A 26,433-nucleotide genomic window follows, 5' to 3' on the forward strand; every position below is an offset into this window, starting at 1 on the left:
TATCTATCATTTAATTTATGTTTTGAATGAAAAGTAAGCATTCGTGCTATGTATATACAAAAAAATAGTCGTTTTTTTTGATATATGTCATACACTGCAACGTTGCCTTTGGGCAGAGTGTGTCAATCGCACTAAACGCAAAAATGATGATAAAAATAAAAAACTTCATTTTATAAATGACTATTTTAGACAGGATAAATAAATGATTGAAATTCTTATCGGCGCCTTAGTTGCCGTAGGTGTTGGACGTTATATCGTAAAAGGCTATTCACCAACAGGTGTTTTAATGACGGGTGGTCTGTTATTACTGATCATCAGCGTAATTATGGGAAGGGCTGTTTTACCTGCGAGTGCGACTGCAACAGGCTACGGTTTAATTGATATTGTCGAGTATGTGAAAAATCTACTAATGAGCCGTGGTGGCGATTTAGGTATGATGATCATGATACTTTGTGGTTTTGCCTCTTATATGACGCATATTGGTGCTAATGATGTTGTTGTAAAATTAGCCTCACGCCCACTAAAAATGATTAATTCACCTTATCTGCTGATGGTGGCGGCTTATATCGTTGCATGTTTGATGTCACTGGCTGTTTCATCAGCAACAGGGCTAGGTGTGTTATTAATGGCAACGCTGTTCCCTGTTATGGTGAATATGGGAATTAGCCGCGGAGCGGCGGCTGCAATCTGTGCGTCTCCAGCTTCTATTATTTTAGCACCAACATCAGGTGATGTTATTTTAGCTGCTGAAGCGTCTCAAATGCCACTGATTGATTTCGCATTTAAAACCACGTTGCCTATTTCCATTGCTGCAATTATTGGTATGTGTATTGCTCACTTCTTCTGGCAGCGTTATCTTGACCGTAAAGAGCATATCGAAACAGAAATGTTAGACGTGAATGAGATCAAAACTCACGCACCAAGTTTCTATGCAATTTTGCCTTTCACGCCAATTATCGGTGTTCTTGTTTTTGATGGTAAATGGTTACCAGAGCTTCATATTGTTGCCATTATTATTATCTGTATGATTTTAGCGGCTGTTATCGAATTTATTCGTAGCTTTAGCGCAAAACAAGTTTTTGAAGGTTTAGAAGTAGCTTACCGCGGTATGGCAGACGCATTTGCACAAGTTGTGATGTTATTAGTCGCAGCAGGGGTATTTGCTCAAGGTTTAACAACCGTTGGCTTTATCAATGCATTAATTGAAGGTGCTCAGTCATTAGGCTCCGGTGCGATTGTGATGATGATTGCACTGGTATTAATTACGATGTTAGCGGCAATGACTACTGGCTCTGGTAACGCACCATTCTATGCGTTCGTTGAATTAATTCCTCGTTTAGCAAGCAATATGGGTGTTAACCCAGCTTATTTAACCATTCCAATGTTACAAGCTTCAAACTTAGGTCGTACATTATCACCCGTTTCTGGTGTTGTGGTTGCGGTATCAGGTATGGCAAAAATTTCACCTTTCGAAGTGATGAAACGTGTTTCTGTACCTGTGTTAGTCGGTCTTGTTATTGTCATTGTTGCTACTGAAATTCTTGTACCAAGTACTTTAGGTTAATTTTCATCGTATTGAATTAATCTGAAATTATTGTTTTAAATTTTATTGGCGGGCTTTGTATCAAAACAAAGCCCGTTTTTTTTATTGGATAAAATTAAAAGCAACCTACCTGATATAATCTCATAACATTCATAAATAGATAATTAAATTTAATGCTTGTGTTTTTACACGCACATTGAGTAATTAACCATATTTATACTATAAGTTGTCTCCATAGAATTAAATATTACTTCTATATCAAAACTTATATTTAATTTTGATTGTGATTTATTTAAGCTTAATCGCCCATTAAATAATGAAGAAATAGCCGGTAAGCTGGATCAAAATAGCCGTATTGATTTAGAAAATGAGGAATTAATCCCTGATATTAAAGTGATTGCAATAAATTCTCATTATCTTGAAATGGTGGATAAATATTATTCTTCAAAAGGATTTGTGAGTCTTTTTTCTTCCTTAGGTACTGTGGCATTTTTAGGTGGCGTATTATGGATCATTATACATTTTATTTTTTTTAGTCAACTTACTAAAGGAACTATATTATATGTTATTACTATGGGATCTTTATTCCTTGCAATGGGATTCTTTATGTTCTCTTTATTGAAAACAGAATGGTTTGCATGGACACATTATCCCATACGTTTTGATCGTAAAAATCAGATGGTTTACGCTTTTCGCACTGACGGCTCTATTATTACCGTGCCTTGGGGAAAAGTCTTTTTTACCACGGGGCTTGATTACGCAAAGAGTATGAAAAATGACTATTATATTAGTGGTCATGTGCTTGCTGATGATAATAAAACCATTATTGATACCTTTTGCCTTCCTGCCTCCACGGGTAATTTTGAATTGCTAAAATATCATTGGGAGTTTATTCGCCGTTATATGGAAGAGGGTCCGGAACATCTTATTCAGCAAGTAGAGTTTTGTTTGCCCATAGCCAATAAAAAAGAGAGTTATGGATTTACGTTCTTTTATGTCAGCACGCTATTTAAAGGGCTGTTAAAAATTTTAATGCCATTGATGTCTCCAATTATTTTTATTATTAGTATCCCACGTTATATTGCAATATTAACCAGTCGTCGTCCTATTTGGCCAGAGGAAATAGAAGCGCAGTGTAAAATAGATGCTCATGATCCTTATATCTTAAACGAAAAAACAAATCCTAAAGATCTCTGGAAAGCATTTTATTAAAAATAATCTATATTACGTTTCATCAACGTTATTATCTGTTTCCCGCCTAACGATATTTAATTTATGAATTAGATGATTATTTAAATCGAATAAAAATATCTGCAACTTTTTTAGAGCCTTCATAAATTTCAATTTTTTCTAATTCTTCTAATAAGTGATGAGGAGCATGTTCAACAAGAAACTGCATATAGCCCTCACTTATCCAATGTTCAGACTCTTGCTGTGTGTGAGTGATTTCAATCGCAAGGCTCCAACTATTTGGCTCATTAGGCAGTTGAGTCGTTGGATAATAAAAACCAGTTAAAGGTGGGGGTGATTGTCTTCCTCCCTCAATAGAGGTTAACCAAACGATTTTAACAATGATATTGGTATGCATATTTTTCAGTAGACATAGTAGTCTTCAGATAAAAAATATCCGCCATAAAGGCGGATATTTAGAGAACTAATTGAGATTACGCTTCGTCCACGTCCTCATTATCGTCAGTTTTAGGCTCTACAATTCGAACTTTATTAATTCGATGATTGTTCACTTCTAATGGCTCAAATTCAATGCCATCAATAAGGATCTTCTCACCAACGGTTGGAACACGTTGTAAATGCTCCATTAATAAGCCAGCTAAGGTTTCATACTCACGTTTTTCATCCAGTTTGATTGGAACATAGAGTACTAAGTCTTCAAGTGGTGTAAAACCGTTTACAGTCCATGAGCCGTCTTCGTTTTGAACCAAGTCATGACGTGAATCGTTTTCTTCAGAACTAACAGGTAAGTTACCCGCAATAGTTTCCATAACGTCAGTGAGCGTCACGATCCCTTCTACCGAGCCAAATTCATCAACAACAAATGCGAAGTGAGTATGCGCACTACGGAATTGTTCTAATGCTTGTAACAATGATAAACCTTCAGGGAAGATCAACGGTTGTGTCACTAATAAGCGTAAGTTTAATGGCTCATTACGTAATTGTTGATTCAGCAGTTGAATAACATTAACAACGCCGACAGGTTCATCACTGTATTGTTCATCAGTGATCACTAGACGAGAGTGAGGCTCCTTCTCCAATAATTGGCGAATATCATCTTGTGTTGCATTTAAGTCTACGTATTCAACATCATGGCGAGACGTCATGATACTGTTAACATTACGTTGGCTTAAACCAAGCACACGCACAATCATTTGGCGTTCTTGAGGATCAAACACTTCTTCTGAACTGGAGACTAAATCAGATGTGTGAGGATCTAATTCAGAAGATTCAGACTTACCATTAATAATACGTAGCACCGCTTCTGCTGTACGTTCACGCAAAGAGCGAGAAGCTGATAAGAAACGGCGACGGTTAAATTGTGCAAGCTGATTAAAGACTTCTATCATGATAGAGAAGCCAATCGCTGCATATAGGTAACCTTTTGGAATGGCGTAGCCAAAGCCTTCGGCAACTAATGCAAAACCAATCATCAGCAAGAAGCTTAAACACAAGATAACAATAGTTGGGTGGTTATTGACGAAATTTGTTAGAGGCTTACTTGCAAGGATCATCAAGGACATTGCAATCGTAACAGCCGCAATCATAACGCCTAAATGATCAACCATACCAACAGCGGTTATCACTGAGTCAAGCGAGAATACCGCATCCAGCACGATAATTTGTGCAACGACAGACCAAAAGCTGGTCGTTTTGCGTTGTTTCCCTTCGTCGTGATCTTTACCTTCTAGTCGTTCATTAAGCTCCATAGTGGCTTTGAACAGCAAGAATATCCCTCCGAGCAACATAATTAAATCTCTTGCACTGAAAGGATGATCAAACAGTGTAATAAGAGGTTTTGTCAGAGTGATAAGCCAAGAGAGACTAAATAACAACACAATCCGCATAACAAGGGCGCACAATAAGCCGGTTACACGAGCTTTATCTCTTAGTTTTGCTGGGAGTTTATCTGCCAGAATAGCAATGAAAACAAGGTTATCAATACCAAGTACGATTTCGAGAACAATTAAGGTGGAAAGCCCTACCCAGATTGTCGGATCTAAGATCCATTCCATACAGTTTGTTTTACCTTCTATAAAGACGGCATATGCCGACTTGAGAATAATGAGCAATTTGAAGGAATTTTTCAATAAATTATTATCAGTAGTAGAGGAATAATTTCATTTTGTCTAAAAGATTGTGATACCAATTACATCAATAACTACCACCAAGTGAGAGAGTGAGTTACTATGTGATCAGGTTAACAAATTGTCAGTACATTGATACTGGCAGGTTTATTTTCAGACGGGAGTTATTTTCATGTCAAAACAGCAAATCGGCGTGGTTGGTATGGCAGTTATGGGACGTAACCTTGCGCTAAATATTGAAAGCCGTGGTTATTCTGTATCTATTTACAACCGCTCAAGCGATAAAACCAACGAAGTTATCGCTGAAAATCCAGGTAAAAAACTGGTTCCGAATTATTCTATTGAAGAGTTTGTTGATTCGTTAGAAAAACCGCGCCGTATTTTATTAATGGTAAAAGCGGGTGAAGCAACGGATAAAACAATTGCTGCATTGACACCGCATTTAGATAAAGGCGATATCCTTATCGATGGCGGAAATACTTTCTTTAAAGATACTATTCGTCGTAACCGTGAATTATCAGCACAAGGCTTTAACTTCATTGGTACCGGTGTTTCTGGTGGTGAAGAAGGTGCATTAAAAGGTCCTTCAATCATGCCGGGCGGACAAAAAGAAGCTTACGAATTAGTTGCTCCTATCCTTGAAAAAATTGCAGCCGTTGCTGAAGGTGAACCTTGTGTAACTTATATCGGTGCTGATGGCGCAGGTCACTATGTGAAAATGGTTCATAACGGTATCGAATATGGCGATATGCAACTGATTGCAGAAGCATATTCAGTATTAAAACACTCATTAGGTTTAACTAATGAAGAATTAGCAGAAACCTTTACTGAGTGGAATAAAGGCGAATTAAGTAGCTATCTAATTGAAATTACAGCTGATATTTTCCGTAAAAAAGATGACGAAGGTAAATACCTTGTTGATGTTATTCTTGATGAAGCGGCAAATAAAGGTACAGGTAAATGGACTAGCCAAAGCTCTTTAGACTTAGGTGTGCCGGTTACTCTTATCACTGAGTCTGTATTTGCTCGTTATATCTCTTCATTAAAAGATCAACGTGTTGCTGCCTCTAAAGTATTATCTGGCCCTACACCTAAAGCATTCTCTGGTGATAAAAAAGCCTTTATTGAAAATGTTCGTCGTGCACTGTATTTAGGTAAAATCGTCTCTTATGCGCAAGGTTTCCAGCAACTGAAAGCAGCGTCAGACGAATATAACTGGGATTTAAACTACGGTGAAATTGCGAAGATTTTCCGTGCGGGTTGTATCATCCGTGCTCAATTCCTGCAAAAAATCACAGATGCTTATAACGAAGATGCAAACATTGCAAATCTGCTGTTAGCGCCATACTTTAAACAAATCGCTGACGATTACCAACAAGCTCTGCGTGATGTTGTTTGTTATGGCGTACAAGCGGGTATTCCTACTCCAACATTCTCTGCAGCTATTTCTTACTACGATAGCTATCGTGCAGAAGTGTTACCAGCAAACTTAATCCAAGCTCAACGTGACTACTTTGGTGCGCATACTTATAAACGTACTGATAAAGATGGCGTATTCCATACTGAGTGGATGGAATAAGAAAGATTAAATACTCGGTTATATTAATTGAAATATAACAATAAAAGGTGCTCAATTTGGGCACCTTTTTTATAGATTTAATATTGCGGTATCAAATGGGATGAGTATTCTTTAAAAAGTCATTAAAGATATTTTTCTATTACACTTATTTTAATCCATTAAAGTGACAATAATTGTCAGTAGCATTTTAATTAAAAATGAATAGCATAATAAAAAGAGAGTATTTATTTAAACACTCTCTTTTATCATTATTAAGTTAAGAAATTGAGTTAAGAAATTAAGTTAAGAAAAAGTCCAATCTATTGCTCAGTGACTTTTACATAATGAGGTTCTTCATTTACATTATCAGAGACTAATTTATCATCAGCAAAGTCTTCTCTTGATATTTTGCCACTAAAAACACCATTCATTCTCTCTTTGTCTAAGGCATTTTCCCAACGAGCGACAACAATACAAGCGCAAGCATTACCCACAAGATTAGTTAATGCACGACACTCTGACATAAAGCGGTCAATCCCTAGAATTAATGCCATACCTGCAACGGGAACACTAGGAACAACCGATAATGTTGCGGCAAGAGTAATGAAACCGGCCCCTGTAACGCCCGCAGCACCTTTTGAGCTGATCATAGCAACAAACAGTAACGTAATTTGTTCTGTTAATGACAAATCAACGCCTGTTGCTTGAGCGATGAATAAAGCTGCCATGGTCATATAGATATTGGTGCCATCTAAATTAAAAGAATAACCCGTTGGAATAACTAAACCAACGACAGATTTTTTACAGCCCAGTTGCTCCATTTTACTCATTAATGTGGGGAGGGCAGCTTCAGATGAAGAGGTACCTAATACTAACCATAACTCATCTTTAATATATTTAATTAAAGAGAGAATGGAGAAGCCGTTATATTTGGCAACAGCACCTAATACTACGAGTACAAAAAGTAATGCAGTAAGATAAAAGGTAATCACTAACAACATTAAATTGCCAATAGAAGAAATACCATATTTACCTATTGTAAAAGCCATGGCACCAAAGGCACCAATAGGTGCTAGCTTCATTAGCATACCCACCATCTTAAAAACTGGGTCGCAAAGATGCTGTAAGAATTTTAATACAGGCTCACCCCGTGAACCTATTGATGCTAATGCTAGGCCAAAAATCACAGAAACAAACAATACTTGTAAGATATTGCCGTTAACTAATGGGCTAACGATAGTATCTGGGATGATATTCATTAAAAAATCAACAAGAGAAGAACTGTGTGCTTGTGTGACATACATTTCTACTCGACTACTATCTAATGATTCGGGAGAGATATTTAAACCATCACCAGGACGAATAATATTCGCGGTTATTAATCCAATAATCAGCGCAATAGTCGAAAAGGTTAAGAAGTAAATCATTGATTTACCAGCTACCTTTCCTACTGCTTTCATATTATTCATGCCAGCAATACCTGTGACTACAGTTAAGAAAATCACAGGTGCAATAATCATTTTGACGATTTTGATAAAACCATCACCTAGCGGTTTGAAAGATCCACCCACATCAGGATAAAAATGGCCCAGCAGAATACCCAGAATGATAGCGATAATTACTTGGACATATAACACACGATAAAAGGGGAGCTTGCGGGATGAAGTCTGCATAAAAATTCCCTGTAACTGAAAGATATTTGAATAATTAAAAAGTCATTATGTTGTAAATTATTATTTACATTTATTTTGTTGTAACAGGTAACTTAAAGGTATGAGTAAATCAGGTCAATAAAATAAAGTTGATTTTATCAAATATTGTGCTCTTCATCTAAAAAAATAGATTTAATTTCAATTTATCGCTATTTGTGGAATTTATTTTTCATAAATCAATAAGTTAATGAAATTATATTTTGTTTTAATTTATTATGTTTATTTAAGAATATGTGTATTTGGCTTTATTTTTTGGTGAATTAAATGGTTTAAATGTAAAAAAGATGGAAGGGAAGAAATGAGAAAGGGGATTTTATCTAATTATTTGTTTTTGTTTGATTATTTTAAAAAAAAGAGCGCATAAGCGCTCTTTTATGGATCATGGAAAATGATTTTTATTTTACTGGGATTTTAATTGAGTTATCAGACTCAGTTTCAATAGTCGCTAATGGAGCCTCTTCAATAAATTCGCTTGATGCTCTACCACTAAAGACATCATTCATTCTTTCTTTATCTAAGGCATTTTCCCAACGAGCAACAACGATACAGGCACAAGCATTACCCACAAGGTTGGTTAATGCGCGACATTCTGACATAAAACGGTCAATCCCTAGAATTAATGCCATACCTGCAACAGGAACGCTAGGAACAACGGATAAGGTTGCTGCTAAAGTAATAAAGCCAGCACCAGTAACACCCGCAGCACCTTTTGAACTTATCATTGCAACTAAGAGTAGGGTGATTTGCTCTGTTAATGAAAGATCAATGCCTGTAGCTTGCGCAATAAATAGAGCCGCCATGGTCATATAGATGTTAGTGCCATCTAAGTTAAAGGAGTAACCCGTTGGAATAACTAAGCCGACGACGGATTTTTTACAGCCTACATTTTCCATTTTACGCATTAAGCTAGGTAAAGCTGCTTCTGAAGAAGAAGTACCTAATACTAACCAAAGTTCATCTTTAATATATTTAATTAAAGAGAGAATAGAGAAGCCATTATATTTTGCAACAGCACCTAACACGACAAGAACAAACAATAATGAAGTTATGTAGAAAGTCAGAACGAGCAATACTAAGTTACTGATTGAGGAAATACCGTACTTCCCGATGGTAAAGGCCATTGCCCCAAAAGCGCCGATAGGTGCTAATTTCATTAGCATGCCGACCATTTTGAATACTGGCTCTGAGAAGTTTTGTAAGAACTTAAGAACTGGCTCGCCACGAGTCCCGATAGAGGCTAATGCAATACCAAAGACAACAGAAACAAACAGTACTTGTAGAATATTGCCGTTAACTAATGGACTAACAACTGTTTCAGGAATGATATTCATTAAGAAACCAACAATAGACGAGTCATGTGCTTTTGAAACATAACTTTCTACTTTGCTCGCATCTAATGAAGCAGGAGAGATATTTAAACCATCACCAGGGCGAATAACGTTTGCAACGATTAAACCAATAATTAATGCAATGGTAGAGAAAGTCAGGAAGTAAATCATGGATTTACCCGCGACTGTACCCACAGCTTTCATATTATTCATACCGGCAATGCCAGTGACGACTGTTAAGAAGATAACAGGCGCGATGATCATTTTTACAATTTTGATAAATCCATCACCAAGTGGTTTAAAGGATTCACCAACGTCAGGGTAAAAATGTCCAAGCAAGATACCGAGTAAGATGGCAACGATAACTTGCACATATAGCACTTTATAAAGTGGTTGTTTTTTAGTTGAAGTTTGCATGAAAATTTCCCTGCACCTATTGGTACATTGTTTATATATTTATTTATATGTTAGAAAATAACCGAATTGTAAATGAAGTTTTACATTATTGTATTTTTATTGATGCTAACTTAAATGTACTACTAATTCAGGTCAATAAAATAAAACCTATTTAGTAAATTATTGAGTGCTGAAACGAGTAAATTTATTAATAATCTCTGTCTTGTACATTTTTTAGCGTTATTGATAGGGCAATAAGAAATTAGTGAAATTTATTCTGATTTTTTTCTTTTTATTAGAATTAAATATTGGGTTGTTTTCGGATTAGATTATCTAATATTAGTTTTAAGGGTGTAAATCTATACATACAGCAGGAATAGATATCATGCTAACAATTACCCTTAGCTGAATTTATAACTAGGGTAATTGTTAAAGATAAGTTGACCGTTTTTATTTTTCGTTTTCTTCGTCACGAATAAAAGAGATTAATTCGGGGTGTGCAATACGTTTGTAATCTTGCGTATTCAGAATAATAGAGCGCTCTAATGTACCCGCATTAAACGCTAACTCATCAAAGCGTTCAAAAAGCAAAGGGTCCGCGACAAGCTTCAATGCAGGATGAAAACTAAAAGGGGGAATTGCACCAAAGACACACTGGGTGAGATCATCCACTTCTTTAGGACTTGCTAAAGATGCTCTTGTCCCCCCGATTTGGTGAGCAAGTTTTGAAAGGTCAGCTTGTTTATCGGCGGGTAATATTGCCAGAACATGTTGTTTAACACCGTTACCTTTTATATGGCAAACAAGTCCTTTTGCGCCTTGTCCTAATTGTGTTCCTCTGATTTTTGCAACTTCTTCAGAACGACCTGCGGTAGGGTGTTCCATTACACGGTAAGTAGCGTGGTTTTTATCTAATAAAGCAGTGAGTTGCTCAAAAATAGTCAAAGACATCAATGACTCCTGAATTAATAAGTTATTTATTTGAAGTCATTATACGACTTTAAAAAAAATATTCTGCTGTGATGTTTACAGTTGGTTTTGATTATTTTGATAAGCTTTTCAAATTATTTTATTACAAACAATAACATGTTAATAGTATTATCCTATTGAATTAATAGAGTAATTAAATTACCAATATTATATTCGTGTACTAATATTATAAATAAATTGATATTTATTTATTATTTTGATGATGATCAATTTAAGAACAAAAAGAATAGAACATATTAAAACATAGATTTAATTACTAAAAAGGAAGTCAATAATGGCTGTTTCTACATTCTATATCCCTTCTGTAAATAAAATTGGTGCGGGTTGTCTTGCTGATGCCGTAAGTTCAATGAAAGACTTCGGTTTTCATAAAGCGTTGATCGTAACTGATAGCATTTTAAATCAACTGGGTGTTGTTGAGAAAGTAAGTAAATTACTGACCGAGGCTGGTATTTCTAGCGTAGTTTATGACGGTACTGCACCAAACCCTACTGTTGAAAACGTAGAAGCGGGTTTAGCTCTGCTGAAAGAACATCAATGTGACTGTGTGATTTCTTTAGGTGGTGGTTCACCACACGATTGCGCCAAAGGTATTGCGTTAGTGGCTTCTAATGGTGGAAAAATTGCAGATTACGAAGGCGTTGACCGTTCTGCTAAACCTCAATTACCACTGATTTCAATTAATACCACAGCAGGTACTGCATCAGAAATGACGCGTTTTTGTATCATCACAGATACTGCGCGTCATATCAAAATGGCTATCGTTGATAAAAACGTTACACCACTCTTATCTGTAAATGATTCAGAATTAATGATTGGTATGCCAAAAGGTTTAACCGCTGCAACAGGTATGGATGCATTAACTCATGCTGTTGAAGCGTATGTTTCAATTGCTGCAAATCCAATCACTGATGCATGTGCATTAAAAGCAGTCACTATGATCAGCGGATCTTTACGTAAAGTTGTTGATAATGGCGGTGATGCAACAGCGCGTGAAAACATGGCTTATGCACAGTTTTTAGCAGGTATGGCATTTAATAACGCATCTTTAGGCTATGTACATGCTATGGCTCACCAATTAGGTGGTTTTTATAACTTACCTCATGGTGTGTGTAATGCGGTTTTATTACCACATGTTCAAGCTTATAACATTCAAGCTGCAGCAGGTCGTTTAAAAGATATCGCACAAGCTATGGGTGTTGATGTTTCTGCAATGAGCGATGAGCAAGGTGCGAAAGCGTGTATCGAAGAAATTCGTAAAATGGCTAAAGATGTTGGTATTCCTGCAGGCCTGAAAGAATTAGGCGTGAAAGAAGAAGATTTCAAAACATTAGCTGAAAATGCGCTGAAAGATGCTTGTGCAATCACTAACCCAGTTCAGGGTTCTGAAAGTGATGTTATCGAATTATTCCGCCAAGCAATGTAATGCTTAGAAAATAAAAAGCTAATTAAGCGATTACTTTTCATTTTTAAAAAATGAAGCCGATACTTTATTTTTGTATCGGCTTTTTGTTATCTCTATTAATGTGATATCAATTATTCTGCTTTTTTATGGCGTTCTTGTAGGCAACCAATAACATCACTGAGTGATAATGATTGGTCTTGCAGTAAGACCATTAAGTGATAGAGCAAGTCTGAGGCTTCATTTTTTAGCTCTTCTCTGTCATTCACAGTAGCAGCCAATGCGGTTTCTACACCTTCTTCTCCCACTTTTTGCGCTATACGTTTTGTACCACTGGCATAAAGGCGGGCAGTATAAGAGCTATCTGGTGAGGCATTTTTACGTTCACGTAATATATTTTCAAGCTCGTAGAGAAATCCCCATTGGCTTTGTGCTGGAGCAAAACAACTTTCAGTACCGTTATGGCAAGTGGGACCAATAGGATTGGCTAAAATAAGTAAAGTATCGTTATCACAGTCAGGATAAATATTGACTAATTTAAGAAAGTTGCCTGAGGTTTCACCTTTTGTCCATAAACGCTGTTTAGTGCGTGAATAGAAGGTCACATTTCCACTTTCTAAAGTGACATTTAATGCTTCTTTGTTCATATAACCTAGCATTAATACATCGCCTGAAATGGCATTTTGGATAACCACAGGCATGAGATTATCGACTTTTTTCCAATCTAGTTGCGCTAATGTTTCACTATTCATTATATTCTTACCTTAACGTCATTCTTTGCAAGATACTGTTTTAATTCGTTGATATTAATTATTTGTTTATGAAAAACAGAGGCTGCAAGAGCGCCATCAACATTGGCTAATTTAAATGCATCAAGAAAGTGTGACATTTCACCCGCACCGCCAGAGGCAATAAGAGGAACACCTGCAACTTGGCGTACTTGAGCCAATTGTTTCAAGTCATAGCCTTGTCTGACACCATCTTGATTCATCATATTTAAAACAATTTCACCGGCACCTAATCGCTGCACTTCACGTACCCAATCAAGGGTTGTCCAGTGTGTTTGCTGAGTCCGTTTTTCATCACCTGTGAATTGATAAACTAAATATTCGCCTGTTTTTTCGTCAAACCATGTATCAATACCCACAACAACACATTGCACACCATAACGTTCTGCAAGACGCGAAATCAGAGAGGGATCTGAAAGTGCAGGGGAGTTAATCGAAATTTTATCGGCACCGAATGAGAGAATTTTCCCTGCATCTTCAACAGAGCGAATACCACCTGCAACACAAAATGGAATATCAATCACTTCAGCAACGCGCGACACCCAGCTTTTATCAACCACGCGGCCATCAGACGAGGCGGTAATATCGTAAAATACCAGTTCATCAGCGCCTTCTTTAGCATAGCGTTCAGCAAGAGGAACAATATCACCGATGATTTCATGATTACGAAATTGAACACCTTTAACGACTTGCCCATTTCGGACATCAAGACAAGGAATTATGCGTTTTGCCAACATGATATCGCCTCTTTTAATGTAAATTTGCCTTCTAATAATGCTCTACCAACAATAATGCCGGCAACACCAGATGCTGGAAGATCTGCGATATCTTGTAAATCACCAATACCGCCCGAAGCTTGGAATAAAATATCAGGGAAACGCTGGCTAATTTCTTTATACAGTTCAACGTTAGAGCCAGCTAATGTGCCATCACGAGAAATGTCGGTACACAATACATGCTTTAAACCCACACTTTGATAAAGCTTGATGATATCTTCAAGCGTATAAGGGGAGTTCTCTTGCCAACCACTGACAGCTACCCACTTTTTGCCTTGTTTATCAATGCGAACATCGAGGGCTAATACAATGGCATCTGCACCATAGCGCTCAAACCATGTTTTCACTATTTCAGGTTGACTGACTGCGGTAGAGCCAATAACAACACGGCTTGCCCCTGCATTGAGCAGTGATTTAACATCATCTTCAGTGCGAATGCCTCCACCCACTTGTACAGGTACATTGACACAAGCAACAAGTTTTTTTAACAGTGGAATTTGGCGAGCAGACGGATCTTTTGCACCTGTTAAATCCACTAGGTGAAGTAGCTTTGCGCCATCTTTTTCATATTGTTGGTAGCGAGTCAGCGGATTATCATCATAATCACGCTGTTTTGCATAATCACCCTGATGAAGACGAACTACTTTCCCATCAATTAAATCTAATGCTGGAATAATCATAACGGGTTACATCTCCAAAAAATTCTTGATAAGTTGAGCGCCCGCTTTACCTGAACGTTCTGGGTGAAATTGCACGCCATAAAAATTATCTTTTTGAATTGCGCTACTAAAGCGAGAGCCGTATTCAGTTTCAGCAATCGTCGATTCATTGAGCGCTAGAGCGTAACTATGAACAAAATAGAACCAAGCATTGTCATCAAGTGAACGAAAAAGAGGATGCCCCGGTTTTGCTAATACTTGGTTCCAACCCATATGAGGTAATGGTAAACCCGCTGTATCAAGCTTATCTATGGTGCCATCAACTAAACCTAATAAAGGGATATCTTTACCTTCCTCGCTTAGTGAAGCCAATATTTGCATACCTAAACAAATACCTAAAACTGGTTGTGTTAAGGCTTTAATTAAAGGAATTAGCTCACGAGCTTTGAGCTGTTCCATTGCCGCTCTCGCTGTTCCTACTCCGGGTAAAAAGAGTTTATCCGCAGATAACACTACGTTTTTTTCATAGGACACAATTGGATCATAACCGAGTCGCTTAACAGCGTAAGCGACAGAGGCTAAATTGGCACAGCCCGTATCAAGAATAACCACTTTCATCACAGAACACCTTTTGAGCTTGGTAAAGTATTGCCTTCAACACGAATGGCTTGGCGTAATGTACGACCAAAGACTTTAAATAAGCTTTCAGCTTTGTGGTGATCGTTTTTGCCTTTTGATTTCAGGTGCAATGTGCAACCCATGGTGTAAGAGAGAGAACGGAAAAAGTGTTCAATCATCTCTGTACTTAAATCACCGACACGTTGATATTTAAATTCGGCTTTGTACTCAAGGTGTGGACGACCAGAAATATCTAATGCACAGCTTGCGAGGCACTCATCCATTGGTAATGTAAAGCCAAAGCGAGCAATACCCCGTTTATCACCTAATGCTTCGCGTAATGCTTCACCCAAAGCAAGACCGGTATCTTCTACCGTGTGGTGATCATCAATAACTAAATCACCTTTTACATTGATATTCATACGAAAGCCGCCGTGTGTGGCAATTTGATCAAGCATGTGATCAAAGAAACCAACACCAGTGCTGATTTGGCTATTTCCTTCACGATCTAGCCAAACATCGATCGCGATTTGTGTTTCTTTTGTTTTGCGCTCAACGTGGGCATAACGATCTTTTTTAGTCAGCTGCTCTGTAATAACAGCCCAAGGGAGCTTGTTGGCATTATAAAGTATGCCTTTGATACCCATATTTTCAGCTAGCTGAATATCAGTTTGTCTATCGCCAATAACATAACTGTTATCTTTATCGAGTGCGCCATCAACTAAATATTGGGTGACAAGCCCTGTTTCTGGTTTGCGACAAGGGCAGTTGTCTTCAGGCTTATGAGGGCAAATTAAAACATCATCAAAGGTGATCCCTTGTGATGAGAAAACTTGCATCATTAAATTATGAGGAGGATCGAAATCTGTTTGAGGAAAACTTTCTGTGCCTAATCCATCCTGATTTGTGATCATAATCAGTTTATAACCCGCTTTTTGCAGCGCTGTCAGTGCGGGGATCACGCCATTTTCAAAGGCAAGTTTATCAAGTCTATCAACTTGGTAATCAGTTGGTGGCTCAGTGATTAAAGTACCATCACGATCGATAAAAAGAATTTTTTGGCTCATGGTTGAGATCCCTCAGTTGCGATTTTTTGTTGTTATCGTTTTTAATGTTTTATACGTTTGCAGTTTGAATATTTTTTATGGCATTAATCACGCTATCACATTCTTCTGCTGTACCGATAGAAATACGCAAACAGCCATTAAGCCCATATTGACGCTGTTGATCGCGTAAAATAATCCCTTGCTCCCATAAAGTACGGAAAACCAGAGTCGCATCAGTGAATTTCACTAAAATATAGTTGGTTTCACTGTTATAAACCTGTTCAACATTAGGCAATTTTTTTAACGTATCAGATAAAATGGCTCTATTGCGTGTAATTTCGGCCACTCGCTTTTTCATTATCTCAATACTTGCTTCTGTTAATGCTTGCGCAGCAATATCTGCAACAGGTGTTGAAAGTGGGTACGGTGCGATCACCTTTAGTAATAATTCAATGACTGGTGGGTTGGCAAGCGCAAAGCCACAACGAAGCCCTGCTAAAGCAAAAGCTTTCGATAAGGTTCGCAAAATAACTAAATTCGGATAATCTTCAAGCCATGAAACAATTGACGCTTGTGGGCAAAATTCAATATAAGCTTCATCTACCGCAACAATGGCTTTGTCTTTAGCCAACGCTAATACATCACGAATAAGCGAAGGATCAACAATATTTCCTGTCGGATTATTGGGGCTGCATAGGTAGATAAGCTTTACATTATCAAGTTGTGATGCGATGGCTTTAACATCTAGGCTCCAATCAGCAAGTGCGGGAACAACACGCTGTTCTATACCGAAGGTTTCAGCACTAACGCTATACATCCCGTATGTTGGTGGACAATAAAGTACGGCATCTTTACCTGGCTCACAGAAAGCACGAATAAGTAGTTCAATCGCTTCATCTGCCCCACGGCTAACTAAGACTTGATTTGAATTAACACCTGCGTATGCAGCATAACGATTAATCACATTCACAGGCTGACATTCAGGGTAACGATTTAAGTTTTTTTCATTAAAAGCAAAGTCAGGCGCGAGAGGGTATTCATTTGCATTTAACCAAACAGAACCATTTCCCCCTAAGCGCCGAGCAGATTGATAAGGTGTTAATTCACGTACATTTTTTCTTGCAAGCGTATTGATATCAAATTCAGTTTTCATCACTCTTTTTTCCCCTGAGCTAAAGCATTAACGCGAAGTGTGACCGCATTTTTGTGTGCAGTGAGTTGTTCTGCTTGCGCTAATATTTCAATAGTCTGTGCTAAATCAGATAAACCTTGTGCTGTCAGTTTCTGTACTGTCATACGTTTCATAAAATCAGCTAAGCCTAAGCTTGAGTAGGTTGCTGTATAACCATAAGTCGGTAGAACGTGATTAGTACCAGAAGCATAATCTCCCGCAGATTCAGGTGACCAAGCACCAAGAAAAACAGATCCAGCGCTGGTAATGCTATCAACACGATTATCAGCATCATTGGTTTGAATAATTAAGTGTTCTGGGCCATAGCTGTTACTAATTTCAATACACTGATCGAGATCACGAGTAATAATGACGCGGCTTTCTGTAAGTGCTTGTTTAGCGATTTCAGCACGGCTTAATAGCGCTAGTTGTGTTTCTGTTTCAGCAATAACGGCTTTAGCGAGGGTTTCATCAGGTGTTAATAATACAACTTGTGAATCAGGGCCGTGTTCAGCTTGCGAAAGTAAGTCTGCGGCAATAAATGCAGGGTTTGCATCTGCATCCGCAATCACTAATACTTCAGAAGGACCTGCTGGCATATCGATTGCTGCACCTTGTAGCGATTGGCTTACTTGGCGTTTTGCTTCGGTTACATAGGCATTGCCGGGGCCAAAAATTTTATCAACCTTAGGAATAGATTCAGTACCAAATGCCATGGCGGCAATCGCCTGAGCACCACCAACTTGGAAGATTTCATCAATACCAATTTGTTGAGCAATATATAAAATTTCATCAGCAATAGGGGGCGGTGAGCAAAGAATAACTTTGCGACAACCTGCAATACGGGCTGGAATACCTAACATCATTACGGTTGAGAGTAATGGTGCCGAACCTCCAGGAATATAAAGCCCTACTGCATCAATAGGTCTGCTTACTTGTTGGCAAAATACACCAGGTTGAGTTTCCACGTTGATAGTGTTAGGAATTTGAGCCTCATGAAAGCGACGAATATTATTCATCGCCTGTGCTATTGCCTGTTTTATTTTGCTATCAAGTCTTGATGAAGCTGCATCGATTTGTGATTTTGACACCAAAACGCTTTCTGGCGCTGCCTTATCGAATTTTTGGCTAAGTGCTTTAAGCGCTTTATCTCCATCATTGCGTACCTGTGAAATGATGCTAGCAACTTGTTCTGTAATTGAACCTGATGCAGAAATAGCTGGGCGAGTTAATAGCACTTGTTGCTGTTCTTTCGTGCATTTATTCCAGTAATTTAATGTATTAAAACCCGTTTTCATCATTTCACCTTATTCCATCATTTTTTCAATTGGTAAAACAAGAATTGAACTTGCACCTAATGCTTTAAGCTTTTCCATTGTTTCCCAGAATAGGGTTTCGCTACTCACCATGTGCATTGCTACGCGATTTTGGTCACCCGCCAGAGGTAAAATAGTTGGTCTTTCAGCGCCCGGAAGTAATGCAATGACATCTTCAAGGCAATCACTTGGTGCGTGTAACATAATGTATTTTGATTCTCGAGCTTGAATAACACCTTGAATACGCGTTAGTAGGCGGTCGATAAGTGCTTGTTTATCGGTTTCCATGTCACCGTCACGTTGGATCAAGCATGCTTTTGAGCGATAAATCACTTCAACTTCTTTTAAACCATTGGCTTCTAACGTTGCGCCAGTAGAAACTAAGTCGCAGATAGAGTCAGCAAGACCTGCACGAGGGGCGACTTCAACCGAGCCATTTAATAAACAGGATTTAAACTTGATGCCTTTTTGATCTAAATAGCGTTTGAGCAGATTGGGATAGGAGGTTGCGATGCGAGTATTATTTAAGCATTCCACACCTTGATAATTGAAATCGACAGGGGTTGCGAGAGATAAACGACAGCCACCGAAATCAAGACGACGTAGTGTCAGATAACTTGGGTTTTCACCTTGTGAGCGACGTTTTAATAACTCTTCTTCTAAAACGTTTTCACCGATGATCCCTAAATCAACAACACCATCCATGACTAATCCCGGAATATCGTCATCTCTAACACGTAAAATATCGATTGGCATATTTTCAGCGTAAGCAATCAGGCGCTGTTGGTTTAAGTTAATTTTGATGCCACAACGCGCTAAAAGAGCACGAGAATCATCGCTTAAACGCCCTGATTTTTGCATTGCGATCCTTAATCTTGCTTTATCTAACATATTATTACCCTATCATTGTCCATGTTTTTGTTATGAAAATTAGCTATAAAAAAACCCCGGAAGTTGCCTTCCGGGGTTTTTATTGTTTGTCTGCATTCAGACCACCGGAAGCGTTTCTTAAACGTCTTCCAGCACTCATCGCCTGAAAGACTAGTCAGGGTGATGGTGATGATGGTGGTTTAGTTGAATGCTATACATAATTATTTTCCTAGCTAATAACACTATTTGTTATTTAGTAATGCCCGTTACCGTTAAACAATATTCAGTAACCTGCATTTAGAATTTGTCTGCCTTTCAACCTACATGATTTACAAAGCATAAAGCAACCTATTTTTTAATAATAATTTAATTATTTTGTAACCTTATGTTTTTAATATGATTTTAATATTTCTCTTATTTACTTAATGGCACAAGTAGGCGAGTATATAGAGAGAGGCTAAATGTTCACGAAATAATAAGTAGTATTTATAAGTAATGGCGAAATTAAAATTTTATAGCATACTTTGACTAAGCCATTTAAGTAGGGGAGCAAAATGAAACGAATAACCATCGTAGGATTAGGTTGGTTAGGTTTACCACTTGCCGTTGCGTTGCGTGATGCAGGCTATCAAGTTAAAGGGACTAAAACCACCGAAGATGGCGTAGAAGCAGCAAGAATGAGTGGCGTTGACTGCTGTTTAGTGAATTTAACACCCGCAATTGAATGTGATAGAGATGATTTTGATTACTTAATGGAAACTGACGTTCTCATTATCACGTTACCACCCAGTGCTGCTGGTGGCGGTTATGATTATGTTGAAGCCATTCAGACGTTGGTGGATAGCGCAATGTCTCGCCATGTTACGAGAGTCATTTACATTAGCTCTACTTCTGTATATGGCAATCAAACAGGTAATATCACGGAAGAAATGGATATTCGACCAGAAACACAATCAGCAAAAATGTTAGCAGAAGTTGAGAACTGGCTACATCGTTTACCGTTGACGACAGTTGATATTCTTCGATTAGCCGGATTAGTTGGGCCGGGTCGTCATGCTGGACGTTTTTTATCAGGTAAAAAACAGGTAAAAGGCGCTCATCAATGCGTTAATTTAGTCCACTTGGATGATGTCATTTTTGCTATTGAGCAACTTCTTGCGCAGAATGAAGGTGGTCATTTATATAATTTATGTGCCCCAATTCATCCTAAAAAGAAAGACTTTTACTCAAGAGTGTCGAGCCAACTTGATCTTATTCCGCCAGAATTTGCTGAAGAAGAGAAGCCTTTAATACGAGAAATTGATGGTCAGGAGATCTGTCGAGATCTTGGATTTCATTACCATTATCCAGATCCCGACAAAATGCCAATGAATTAACTTAATTTACAGGCAGTAACACGATATCACGGAAAATAGCTCTTTCACTTAATTGTGCAAACCAACGTTCAATGTGAGGGAAGTTTGGTCTATCTTTGCAAACCTCAAGCCACGGGTAGACCAATGGTGCGATCGCCATATCGGCAAGAGAGAATGCATCTCCTGCGAAATAAGTTGTTTTTGCAAGTTGGTCGTCAGCAATTTTAATTAATTTATTAAGCTTCTCTTTCAATGCGTTAACAATCTCGGGATTTTGCTGCTCTTTAGGCGTACGAACAATCATGATCATCATTTGTTGGATGGGAGCAAATAAGCTGCCATTTGACCAATCCATCCATTTTTCTACGTTCGCACGTTGTTTAGGATCAACGGGATAGAGAGTGTTATTTTCATATTTTGTACATAAATAACGAATAATGGTATTAGACTCCCATAAAGCAAAGTCATCATCTTGTAAGGTTGGAATAGAAGCGTTGGGATTCATTGCTAAATAATTTTCTTCATTGAGTCCACCAAAAGGACCACCAACGTCGATTTGTTCATAAGGAACATTTAATTCCTTTAAGCACCAAAGTACTTTTTTAACGTTAGATGAGTTTTTTCTACCCCAGACTTTTAACATAAAGGTCTCCTAAACCACGATAAGTAATAAAATTTCCCTCTATAGGGCGCTAAATATGAATATAAGATAAATCTCTATATATCAATGTTGGCGTCTTATTCCAGAAAGCCATATAGTAGGAAAGCTTTAACAAATTGATATAAAAGGGTGATCGGTAATGAAAAAAAATATTCCATCTGTTCTGGGTAAGGTTACCGCGGGAATGGGTTTACTGCTAATTATTTCTAGTCCTTCATTTGCAGTAAATAATCCAGTGCCTCCTCAAATAGAGGCAAAATCTTATGTATTAATGGATTACAACAGCGGCAAAATTCTGGCATCAGAAAAGCTTGATGAGCGTTTAGATCCCGCCAGTCTTACAAAAATCATGAGTAGCTACGTTGTTGGGCAAGCTATTAAAGAAGGTCGTATGTCACCTGACGATACAGTTATTGTTGGGCGTAATGCGTGGGCAACGGGCAATCCGGTATTGAAAGGATCATCATTGATGTTCTTGAAACCGGGTGATCAGGTCAAAGTGATTGATTTAAATCGCGGTATGGTTATTCAATCTGGTAATGATGCCAGTATTGCATTAGCAGAACATGTTGCGGGTAGTCAGGAAACCTTTGTTGATTTAATGAATTCCTATGCTAAGAATCTCGGTTTAAAAAATACACATTTTAAAACCGTTCATGGGCTAGATTCTGATGGGCAATATACCACCGCACAAGATATGGCATTGCTCACCGCAGCCATGATCCGTGATGTTCCTTCAGAGTATGAAATTCATAAAGAAAAAGAATTTACATTCAACAATATTCGTCAGCCAAACCGTAACCGTTTATTGTGGAATAAAAATATGAATGTCGATGGTGTGAAAACAGGTCACACTAATGGAGCAGGGTATAACCTTGTTTCTTCGGCAACTGAAGGTGATATGCGCCTGATTGCTGTTGTTTTAGGAACGCCATCAGACAAAGTGCGTTTTGCGGAAAGTGAAAAATTATTAGGCTGGGGTTTCCGCTTTTTTGAAACAGTAACCCCTGTAAAAGCAGATACACCACTGACAACTCAAAAAGTGTGGTATGGCGATAAAGGCGAAGTGGCATTAGGAGTTGCGAATGATGCCTCAATTACCATTCCTAAAGGTGAATTGAAAAATCTGAAAGCCTCTTTTACTTTAACCAATCCTGTATTAGAAGCACCGTTAACTCAAAATCAGGTTGTAGGTACAGTTAACTTTTTATTAAATGATGAAGTGATTGAACAACGTCCATTAGTTGTAAAAGAAGCGGTTGAGGAAGGCGGTTTCTTTAGTCGTATTTGGGATTTTGTGGTTAAAACAGTATCCGGTTGGTTTAATGCTATTTTTGGTTAATTCACTAATAATGGATCTATCAAAGCGTTACTGAGTTTTTCACCCAAAAAGAAAGACTAGCTGTTATTTTTATATAAATAATCCGTAATTGTTTAACGATTACGGATTTTTTTATATTCAATAAAATAGAGGGATATTTCTATTTTATCACTTAAATAAGCCCATCTATTTTACCTTGATTATCAACATTAACCGCGATAGCAGCAGGTGTTTTCGGTAATCCGGGCATCGTTGTGATAGAGCCTGTTAAGGCGACAACAAAGCCAGCGCCAGCAGAAACATACACTTCACGAACGTTTATTGTAAAGTCAGTCGGGCGACCTAATAATGAGGGATCATCTGAGAGTGAATATTGCGTTTTTGCCATGCAAACAGGGAAATGAGCAAAACCCATACTTTCTATCTTTTCTAACATTTTACGAGCATGTTGGCTATAAGTCACACCATCTGCGCCATAAATTTCTTTGGCAACAATATCGATTTTTTGACTAAGTGAGACATCATCAGGATAAATTAATTGAAATTGGCTCGGTTCATTTTCAAGTGTATCAATCACTTGCTTAGCTAATTCAATACCACCTTCGCCGCCTTTTTCCCATACTTTAGTCATTGCGAAGCGACAATCTCTCTCTTGGCAAAATTGTTCGATAAATTGGTGCTCTGCAATACTATCAGTGATATAAGCATTAAGAGAGACAATGACGGGTAAGCCATATTTTTTAAGGTTTTCAATGTGTTTTTCAAGATTTACAATGCCTTTTTCAAGGGCAACTAAATCTTCATTATTCCATTCGCCTTTACCTAAGCCACCGTTATATTTTAGCGCTTTGGTGGTGACAACAATCACGGCACAATCAGGGCGTAACCCACTGATCCGGCATTTGATATCAAAGAATTTTTCGGCACCTAAATCAGCACCAAAACCAGCTTCTGTCACCGTAATATCAGCAAGTTGAAGCGCAAGTTTTGTCGCCCTTACGCTATTGCATCCATGGGCGATATTAGCAAAAGGACCGCCATGAATAATGGCTGGAGTATTTTCGAGTGTTTGTACTAAATTAGGATTAATAGCATCTTTTAATAAACTTGCCATTGCCCCGACAGCTTGTAGATCGTTTGCTGTAACAGGATCACCATGATAAGAATAAGCAACAATGATGCGAGAAAGTCGTTGTTTTAAATCATCAATATCCGCGGCTAAACATAGGATAGACATAATTTCAGAGGCAACAGTAATAACAAAATTATCTTCTCTGGTGATACCGTCTTTTTCGCCACCTAATCCCACAACAATATGACGTAAAGTACGATCGTTCATATCCATACAACGTTTAAACACGATTTTTTTAGGATCGATATTTAAAGGATTACCTTGATAAATCGAATTATCAAGCATAGCTGCAAGTAGGTTATTAGCAGAGGTAATAGCATGAAAATCGCCAGTAAAATGAAGGTTGAGATCTTCCATCGGAACAACTTGTGAATAACCACCACCGGTTGCCCCACCTTTAATGCCAAAGCAAGGACCTAAAGAGGGTTCACGCAATGCAATAATGGCATTTTTTCCTAGATGACTCAGTGCTTGCCCTAATCCAACAGTCACCGTTGTTTTGCCTTCACCAGCCGGTGTCGGGTTTATTGCTGTCACTAAAACTAATTTTCCGGGCTTTTTTGTCGCAATTTTTGGCCAAATGCTGTGGCTAAATTTGGCTTTGTACTTGCCATAAAACTCGATATCGTCTTGATCAATATTTAAATTTTTAGCAATGTCCTGAATAGGTAAGAGGTGTGCTTCTTGGGAGATTTGAATATCTGATTTCATTTTAGTTCTCTTTTTATCCCGTTAATGATGTCTCTAGTGATCTTTACTTATCAACTCTAGACAATAATCTAAATATGGCCAATAGATTGATTAATTTGTAGTTATTTACTTTAGATAACGAGTTCATCGTCACGTCATTTAAATAATTTTTGAGGTTAGCGCCTATTTTTTCAAAAAAACTATTTTAACTAAGGATGACAATTTAATCTCATACAAAAAAGAGGATATTAAAAAAAGAAGAGTGTTGAGATTGATGTTAATAAACAAAAAAGGCGCTGATATCAGCGCCTTATCTATCATAAATATCTGTATTTCAGACGTTCAGATTTAGTCACAAGAAATTTTAATGGCTAATCCACCTTGAGAGGTTTCACGATATTTAGCATTAATGTCTTTGCCTGTTTCGTACATTGTTTCAATGACTTTATCTAAACAAATACGAGGATCGCTAACACGACGTAAAGCCATACGAGATGAGTTTACAGCTTGTACGGCTGCGATAGCATTACGTTCAATACACGGAACTTGTACTTGTCCTGCCACTGGGTCACAAGTAAGCCCTAAGTTATGCTCCATCGCAATTTCTGCTGCAATACAAACTTGTTCTGGGCTACCGCCTAAAAGCTCAGTTAACGCACCTGCTGCCATTGAACAAGCAACACCGACTTCACCTTGACAACCAACTTCAGCGCCTGAGATAGATGCATTCATTTTGTAAAGTGAACCAATAACACCAGCAACTAAGAAAAAGCGAGTGTAAGAATTTTCATTTACAGGACGAATAAATTTATCATAGTAAGACAATACTGCTGGGATAATGCCACAGGCACCGTTTGTTGGCGCTGTAACAACACGTCCACCAGCTGCATTTTCTTCATTCACAGCAAGTGCAAACATATTAATCCAGTCAACAACTGTCATTGGATCGGTTGTCGTTTTATCTTCTGTGACTAGCATACGGCGTAATGCAGAAGCACGGCGAGGTACGCGTAATGGCCCCGGTAATAAGCCTTCAGTATTTACACCGCGCTCAATACCTGACTTCATCACGTCCCAAACAGCCGCGAAATGAGCCGAAATTTCTTCTTTGCTACGTAATGCTAATTCGTTTTGCATCACTAATGCTGATAAAGAAAGCCCTGTTTCTTTGCAATGGCGACGTAAATCAGCCGCATATTGATAAGGATAAGGAACTTGAACCGTATTTTCTGCAGGTTGGCCAAAATGTTCTTCATCAACAATAAAACCGCCACCAATAGAATAATAGGTTTTTTTCAATAAAACTTGCTCACCGTTATAAGCGGTAATGGTCATGCCATTTTCATGGAGGGGAAGATTAGTTTTATGAAAATTCATACCGCCTTCAACCGGAAAATCGACTTCTTTTATGCCATTTGCCAGCATTAAGCGACCGGTTGCTTCTACTTGTTTAATAAACGGGGCAATAGAATCAATATCGACAGTATCAGGTAAATTTCCTGCGAGTCCCATAATAATAGCAATATCCGTTGCATGACCTTTACCTGTTAAAGATAAAGAGCCATAAACATCAACGATAACGCGGGAAACAGAAGAGAGAAGATTTTTTTCAGCAAGTAAATCGACGAATTCTTTACCTGCTTTCATTGGACCTACGGTGTGGGAGCTTGAAGGGCCGATACCGATTTTAAAAATATCAAAGACGCTAACCATAATATTCGCCTCCCTAATTAATTTAAAGGCGCAACTGTGTGATTATTAGAGTGAGAAGTGTCAGCTTTGAA

Annotated in this window: 22 protein-coding genes and 1 other annotated feature; of the genes, 6 read left to right on the forward strand and 16 right to left on the reverse strand. The window is 38.0% G+C overall.

The genetic code is table 11. The annotated features are described in order from the left end of the window. Window positions 1–202: 202 nt before the first annotated feature. Both dcuC and BTA34_RS04480 read left to right on the forward strand, forming a co-directional pair. Window positions 203–1,564, forward strand: coding sequence for an anaerobic C4-dicarboxylate transporter DcuC (gene dcuC / locus BTA34_RS04475; protein WP_109409728.1), 1,362 nt, complete (start codon window positions 203–205; stop codon window positions 1,562–1,564). Between the two features lie 372 nt (window positions 1,565–1,936). Continuing rightward, on the forward strand, window positions 1,937–2,755 hold the full coding sequence (locus tag BTA34_RS04480) for a DUF6708 domain-containing protein (protein WP_265576205.1): 819 nt from the start codon (window positions 1,937–1,939) through the stop codon (window positions 2,753–2,755). A gap of 76 nt (window positions 2,756–2,831) precedes the next feature. On the opposite strand, the gene BTA34_RS04485 is transcribed toward BTA34_RS04480, so the two are convergent. Continuing rightward, the gene (locus BTA34_RS04485) at window positions 2,832–3,131 is read right to left on the reverse strand and encodes a hypothetical protein (protein WP_151434653.1); all 300 of its coding nucleotides are present in this window, start codon (window positions 3,129–3,131) and stop codon (window positions 2,832–2,834) included. A 76-nt stretch (window positions 3,132–3,207) separates the two neighbouring features. Beyond that, a complete protein-coding gene (locus BTA34_RS04490) occupies window positions 3,208–4,788 on the reverse strand; it encodes a TerC family protein (protein WP_151434654.1) in 1,581 nt (526 codons plus the stop codon). Window positions 4,789–5,032: 244 nt separating this feature from the next. On the opposite strand from BTA34_RS04490, the gene gndA reads away from it, so the two are divergent. Then, window positions 5,033–6,439: an NADP-dependent phosphogluconate dehydrogenase gene (gene gndA, locus BTA34_RS04495; RefSeq protein ID WP_069368813.1), complete on the forward strand. Its 1,407-nt coding sequence runs from the start codon at window positions 5,033–5,035 to the stop codon at window positions 6,437–6,439. A 299-nt stretch (window positions 6,440–6,738) separates the two neighbouring features. Here the strand turns inward: gndA and BTA34_RS04500 are convergent, their stop codons facing one another. From BTA34_RS04500 to BTA34_RS04510, 3 genes are all read right to left on the reverse strand, one after another. Next, complete coding sequence (locus tag BTA34_RS04500; RefSeq protein WP_151434655.1) at window positions 6,739–8,091, reverse strand: dicarboxylate/amino acid:cation symporter; 1,353 nt, start codon at window positions 8,089–8,091, stop codon at window positions 6,739–6,741. A gap of 434 nt (window positions 8,092–8,525) precedes the next feature. Further along, window positions 8,526–9,875 (reverse strand): dicarboxylate/amino acid:cation symporter, encoded by a 1,350-nt coding sequence (locus BTA34_RS04505; RefSeq protein ID WP_151434656.1) that lies wholly within the window; start codon window positions 9,873–9,875, stop codon window positions 8,526–8,528. 429 nt (window positions 9,876–10,304) lie between these two features. Beyond that, complete coding sequence (locus BTA34_RS04510) at window positions 10,305–10,805, reverse strand: YbaK/prolyl-tRNA synthetase associated domain-containing protein (RefSeq protein WP_151434657.1); 501 nt, start codon at window positions 10,803–10,805, stop codon at window positions 10,305–10,307. Between the two features lie 313 nt (window positions 10,806–11,118). Here BTA34_RS04510 and yiaY point away from each other — a divergent pair, with 313 nt between their 5' ends. Beyond that, on the forward strand, window positions 11,119–12,270 hold the full coding sequence (gene yiaY, locus BTA34_RS04515) for an L-threonine dehydrogenase (RefSeq protein WP_151434658.1): 1,152 nt from the start codon (window positions 11,119–11,121) through the stop codon (window positions 12,268–12,270). A gap of 110 nt (window positions 12,271–12,380) precedes the next feature. On the opposite strand, the gene hisIE is transcribed toward yiaY, so the two are convergent. The 8 genes from hisIE to hisG are packed head-to-tail and all read right to left on the reverse strand — an operon-like array spanning window position 12,381 to window position 19,511. Then, entirely contained in the window at window positions 12,381–12,998 is a 618-nt protein-coding gene (hisIE, locus tag BTA34_RS04520; protein WP_265576207.1) for a bifunctional phosphoribosyl-AMP cyclohydrolase/phosphoribosyl-ATP diphosphatase HisIE, read from the reverse strand. Further along, complete coding sequence (hisF, locus tag BTA34_RS04525; protein ID WP_151434660.1) at window positions 12,998–13,771, reverse strand: imidazole glycerol phosphate synthase subunit HisF; 774 nt, start codon at window positions 13,769–13,771, stop codon at window positions 12,998–13,000. The genes hisIE and hisF overlap by 1 nt, the downstream gene beginning before the upstream one ends. Continuing rightward, window positions 13,753–14,490: a 1-(5-phosphoribosyl)-5-[(5-phosphoribosylamino)methylideneamino]imidazole-4-carboxamide isomerase gene (gene hisA, locus BTA34_RS04530; protein ID WP_151434661.1), complete on the reverse strand. Its 738-nt coding sequence runs from the start codon at window positions 14,488–14,490 to the stop codon at window positions 13,753–13,755. Before hisA ends, hisF begins: the two co-directional genes overlap by 19 nt. A 6-nt stretch (window positions 14,491–14,496) precedes the next feature. After that, window positions 14,497–15,087: an imidazole glycerol phosphate synthase subunit HisH gene (gene hisH, locus BTA34_RS04535; RefSeq protein WP_109373480.1), complete on the reverse strand. Its 591-nt coding sequence runs from the start codon at window positions 15,085–15,087 to the stop codon at window positions 14,497–14,499. Continuing rightward, complete coding sequence (gene hisB / locus BTA34_RS04540; protein ID WP_151434662.1) at window positions 15,087–16,154, reverse strand: bifunctional histidinol-phosphatase/imidazoleglycerol-phosphate dehydratase HisB; 1,068 nt, start codon at window positions 16,152–16,154, stop codon at window positions 15,087–15,089. Before hisB ends, hisH begins: the two co-directional genes overlap by 1 nt. Before the next feature lie 49 nt (window positions 16,155–16,203). Then, entirely contained in the window at window positions 16,204–17,286 is a 1,083-nt protein-coding gene (gene hisC / locus BTA34_RS04545; RefSeq protein WP_151434663.1) for a histidinol-phosphate transaminase, read from the reverse strand. Next, window positions 17,286–18,605 carry a histidinol dehydrogenase gene (gene hisD, locus BTA34_RS04550; protein ID WP_151434664.1) on the reverse strand — a complete coding sequence of 440 codons (1,320 nt, stop codon included), beginning with the start codon at window positions 18,603–18,605 and terminating at the stop codon, window positions 17,286–17,288. The genes hisC and hisD overlap by 1 nt, the downstream gene beginning before the upstream one ends. Window positions 18,606–18,611: 6 nt before the next feature. Next, the gene (hisG, locus tag BTA34_RS04555) at window positions 18,612–19,511 is read right to left on the reverse strand and encodes an ATP phosphoribosyltransferase (RefSeq protein ID WP_151434665.1); all 900 of its coding nucleotides are present in this window, start codon (window positions 19,509–19,511) and stop codon (window positions 18,612–18,614) included. A gap of 44 nt (window positions 19,512–19,555) precedes the next feature. Then, window positions 19,556–19,686 (reverse strand) — a sequence feature (His leader region). 358 nt (window positions 19,687–20,044) lie between these two features. On the opposite strand from hisG, the gene BTA34_RS04565 reads away from it, so the two are divergent. Further along, window positions 20,045–20,866 (forward strand): SDR family oxidoreductase, encoded by an 822-nt coding sequence (locus BTA34_RS04565; RefSeq protein WP_151434666.1) that lies wholly within the window; start codon window positions 20,045–20,047, stop codon window positions 20,864–20,866. A gap of 1 nt (window position 20,867) precedes the next feature. On the opposite strand, the gene BTA34_RS04570 is transcribed toward BTA34_RS04565, so the two are convergent. Continuing rightward, window positions 20,868–21,488, reverse strand: a complete 621-nt coding sequence (locus tag BTA34_RS04570) for a glutathione S-transferase family protein (protein WP_151434667.1) — start codon at window positions 21,486–21,488, stop codon at window positions 20,868–20,870. Between the two features lie 157 nt (window positions 21,489–21,645). Here BTA34_RS04570 and BTA34_RS04575 point away from each other — a divergent pair, with 157 nt between their 5' ends. After that, window positions 21,646–22,848, forward strand: coding sequence for a serine hydrolase (locus BTA34_RS04575; protein WP_023581278.1), 1,203 nt, complete (start codon window positions 21,646–21,648; stop codon window positions 22,846–22,848). Between the two features lie 151 nt (window positions 22,849–22,999). Here BTA34_RS04575 and BTA34_RS04580 read toward each other — a convergent pair whose 3' ends face one another. Further along, complete coding sequence (locus tag BTA34_RS04580; RefSeq protein WP_151434668.1) at window positions 23,000–24,670, reverse strand: formate--tetrahydrofolate ligase; 1,671 nt, start codon at window positions 24,668–24,670, stop codon at window positions 23,000–23,002. Between the two features lie 327 nt (window positions 24,671–24,997). Then, window positions 24,998–26,362, reverse strand: a complete 1,365-nt coding sequence (locus BTA34_RS04585) for an L-serine ammonia-lyase (RefSeq protein ID WP_151434669.1) — start codon at window positions 26,360–26,362, stop codon at window positions 24,998–25,000. Window positions 26,363–26,433: the final 71 nt, after the last annotated feature.

It is taken from the genome of Proteus sp. CD3, from assembly GCF_008808075.1.
GTDB lineage: Bacteria > Pseudomonadota > Gammaproteobacteria > Enterobacterales > Enterobacteriaceae > Proteus > Proteus appendicitidis.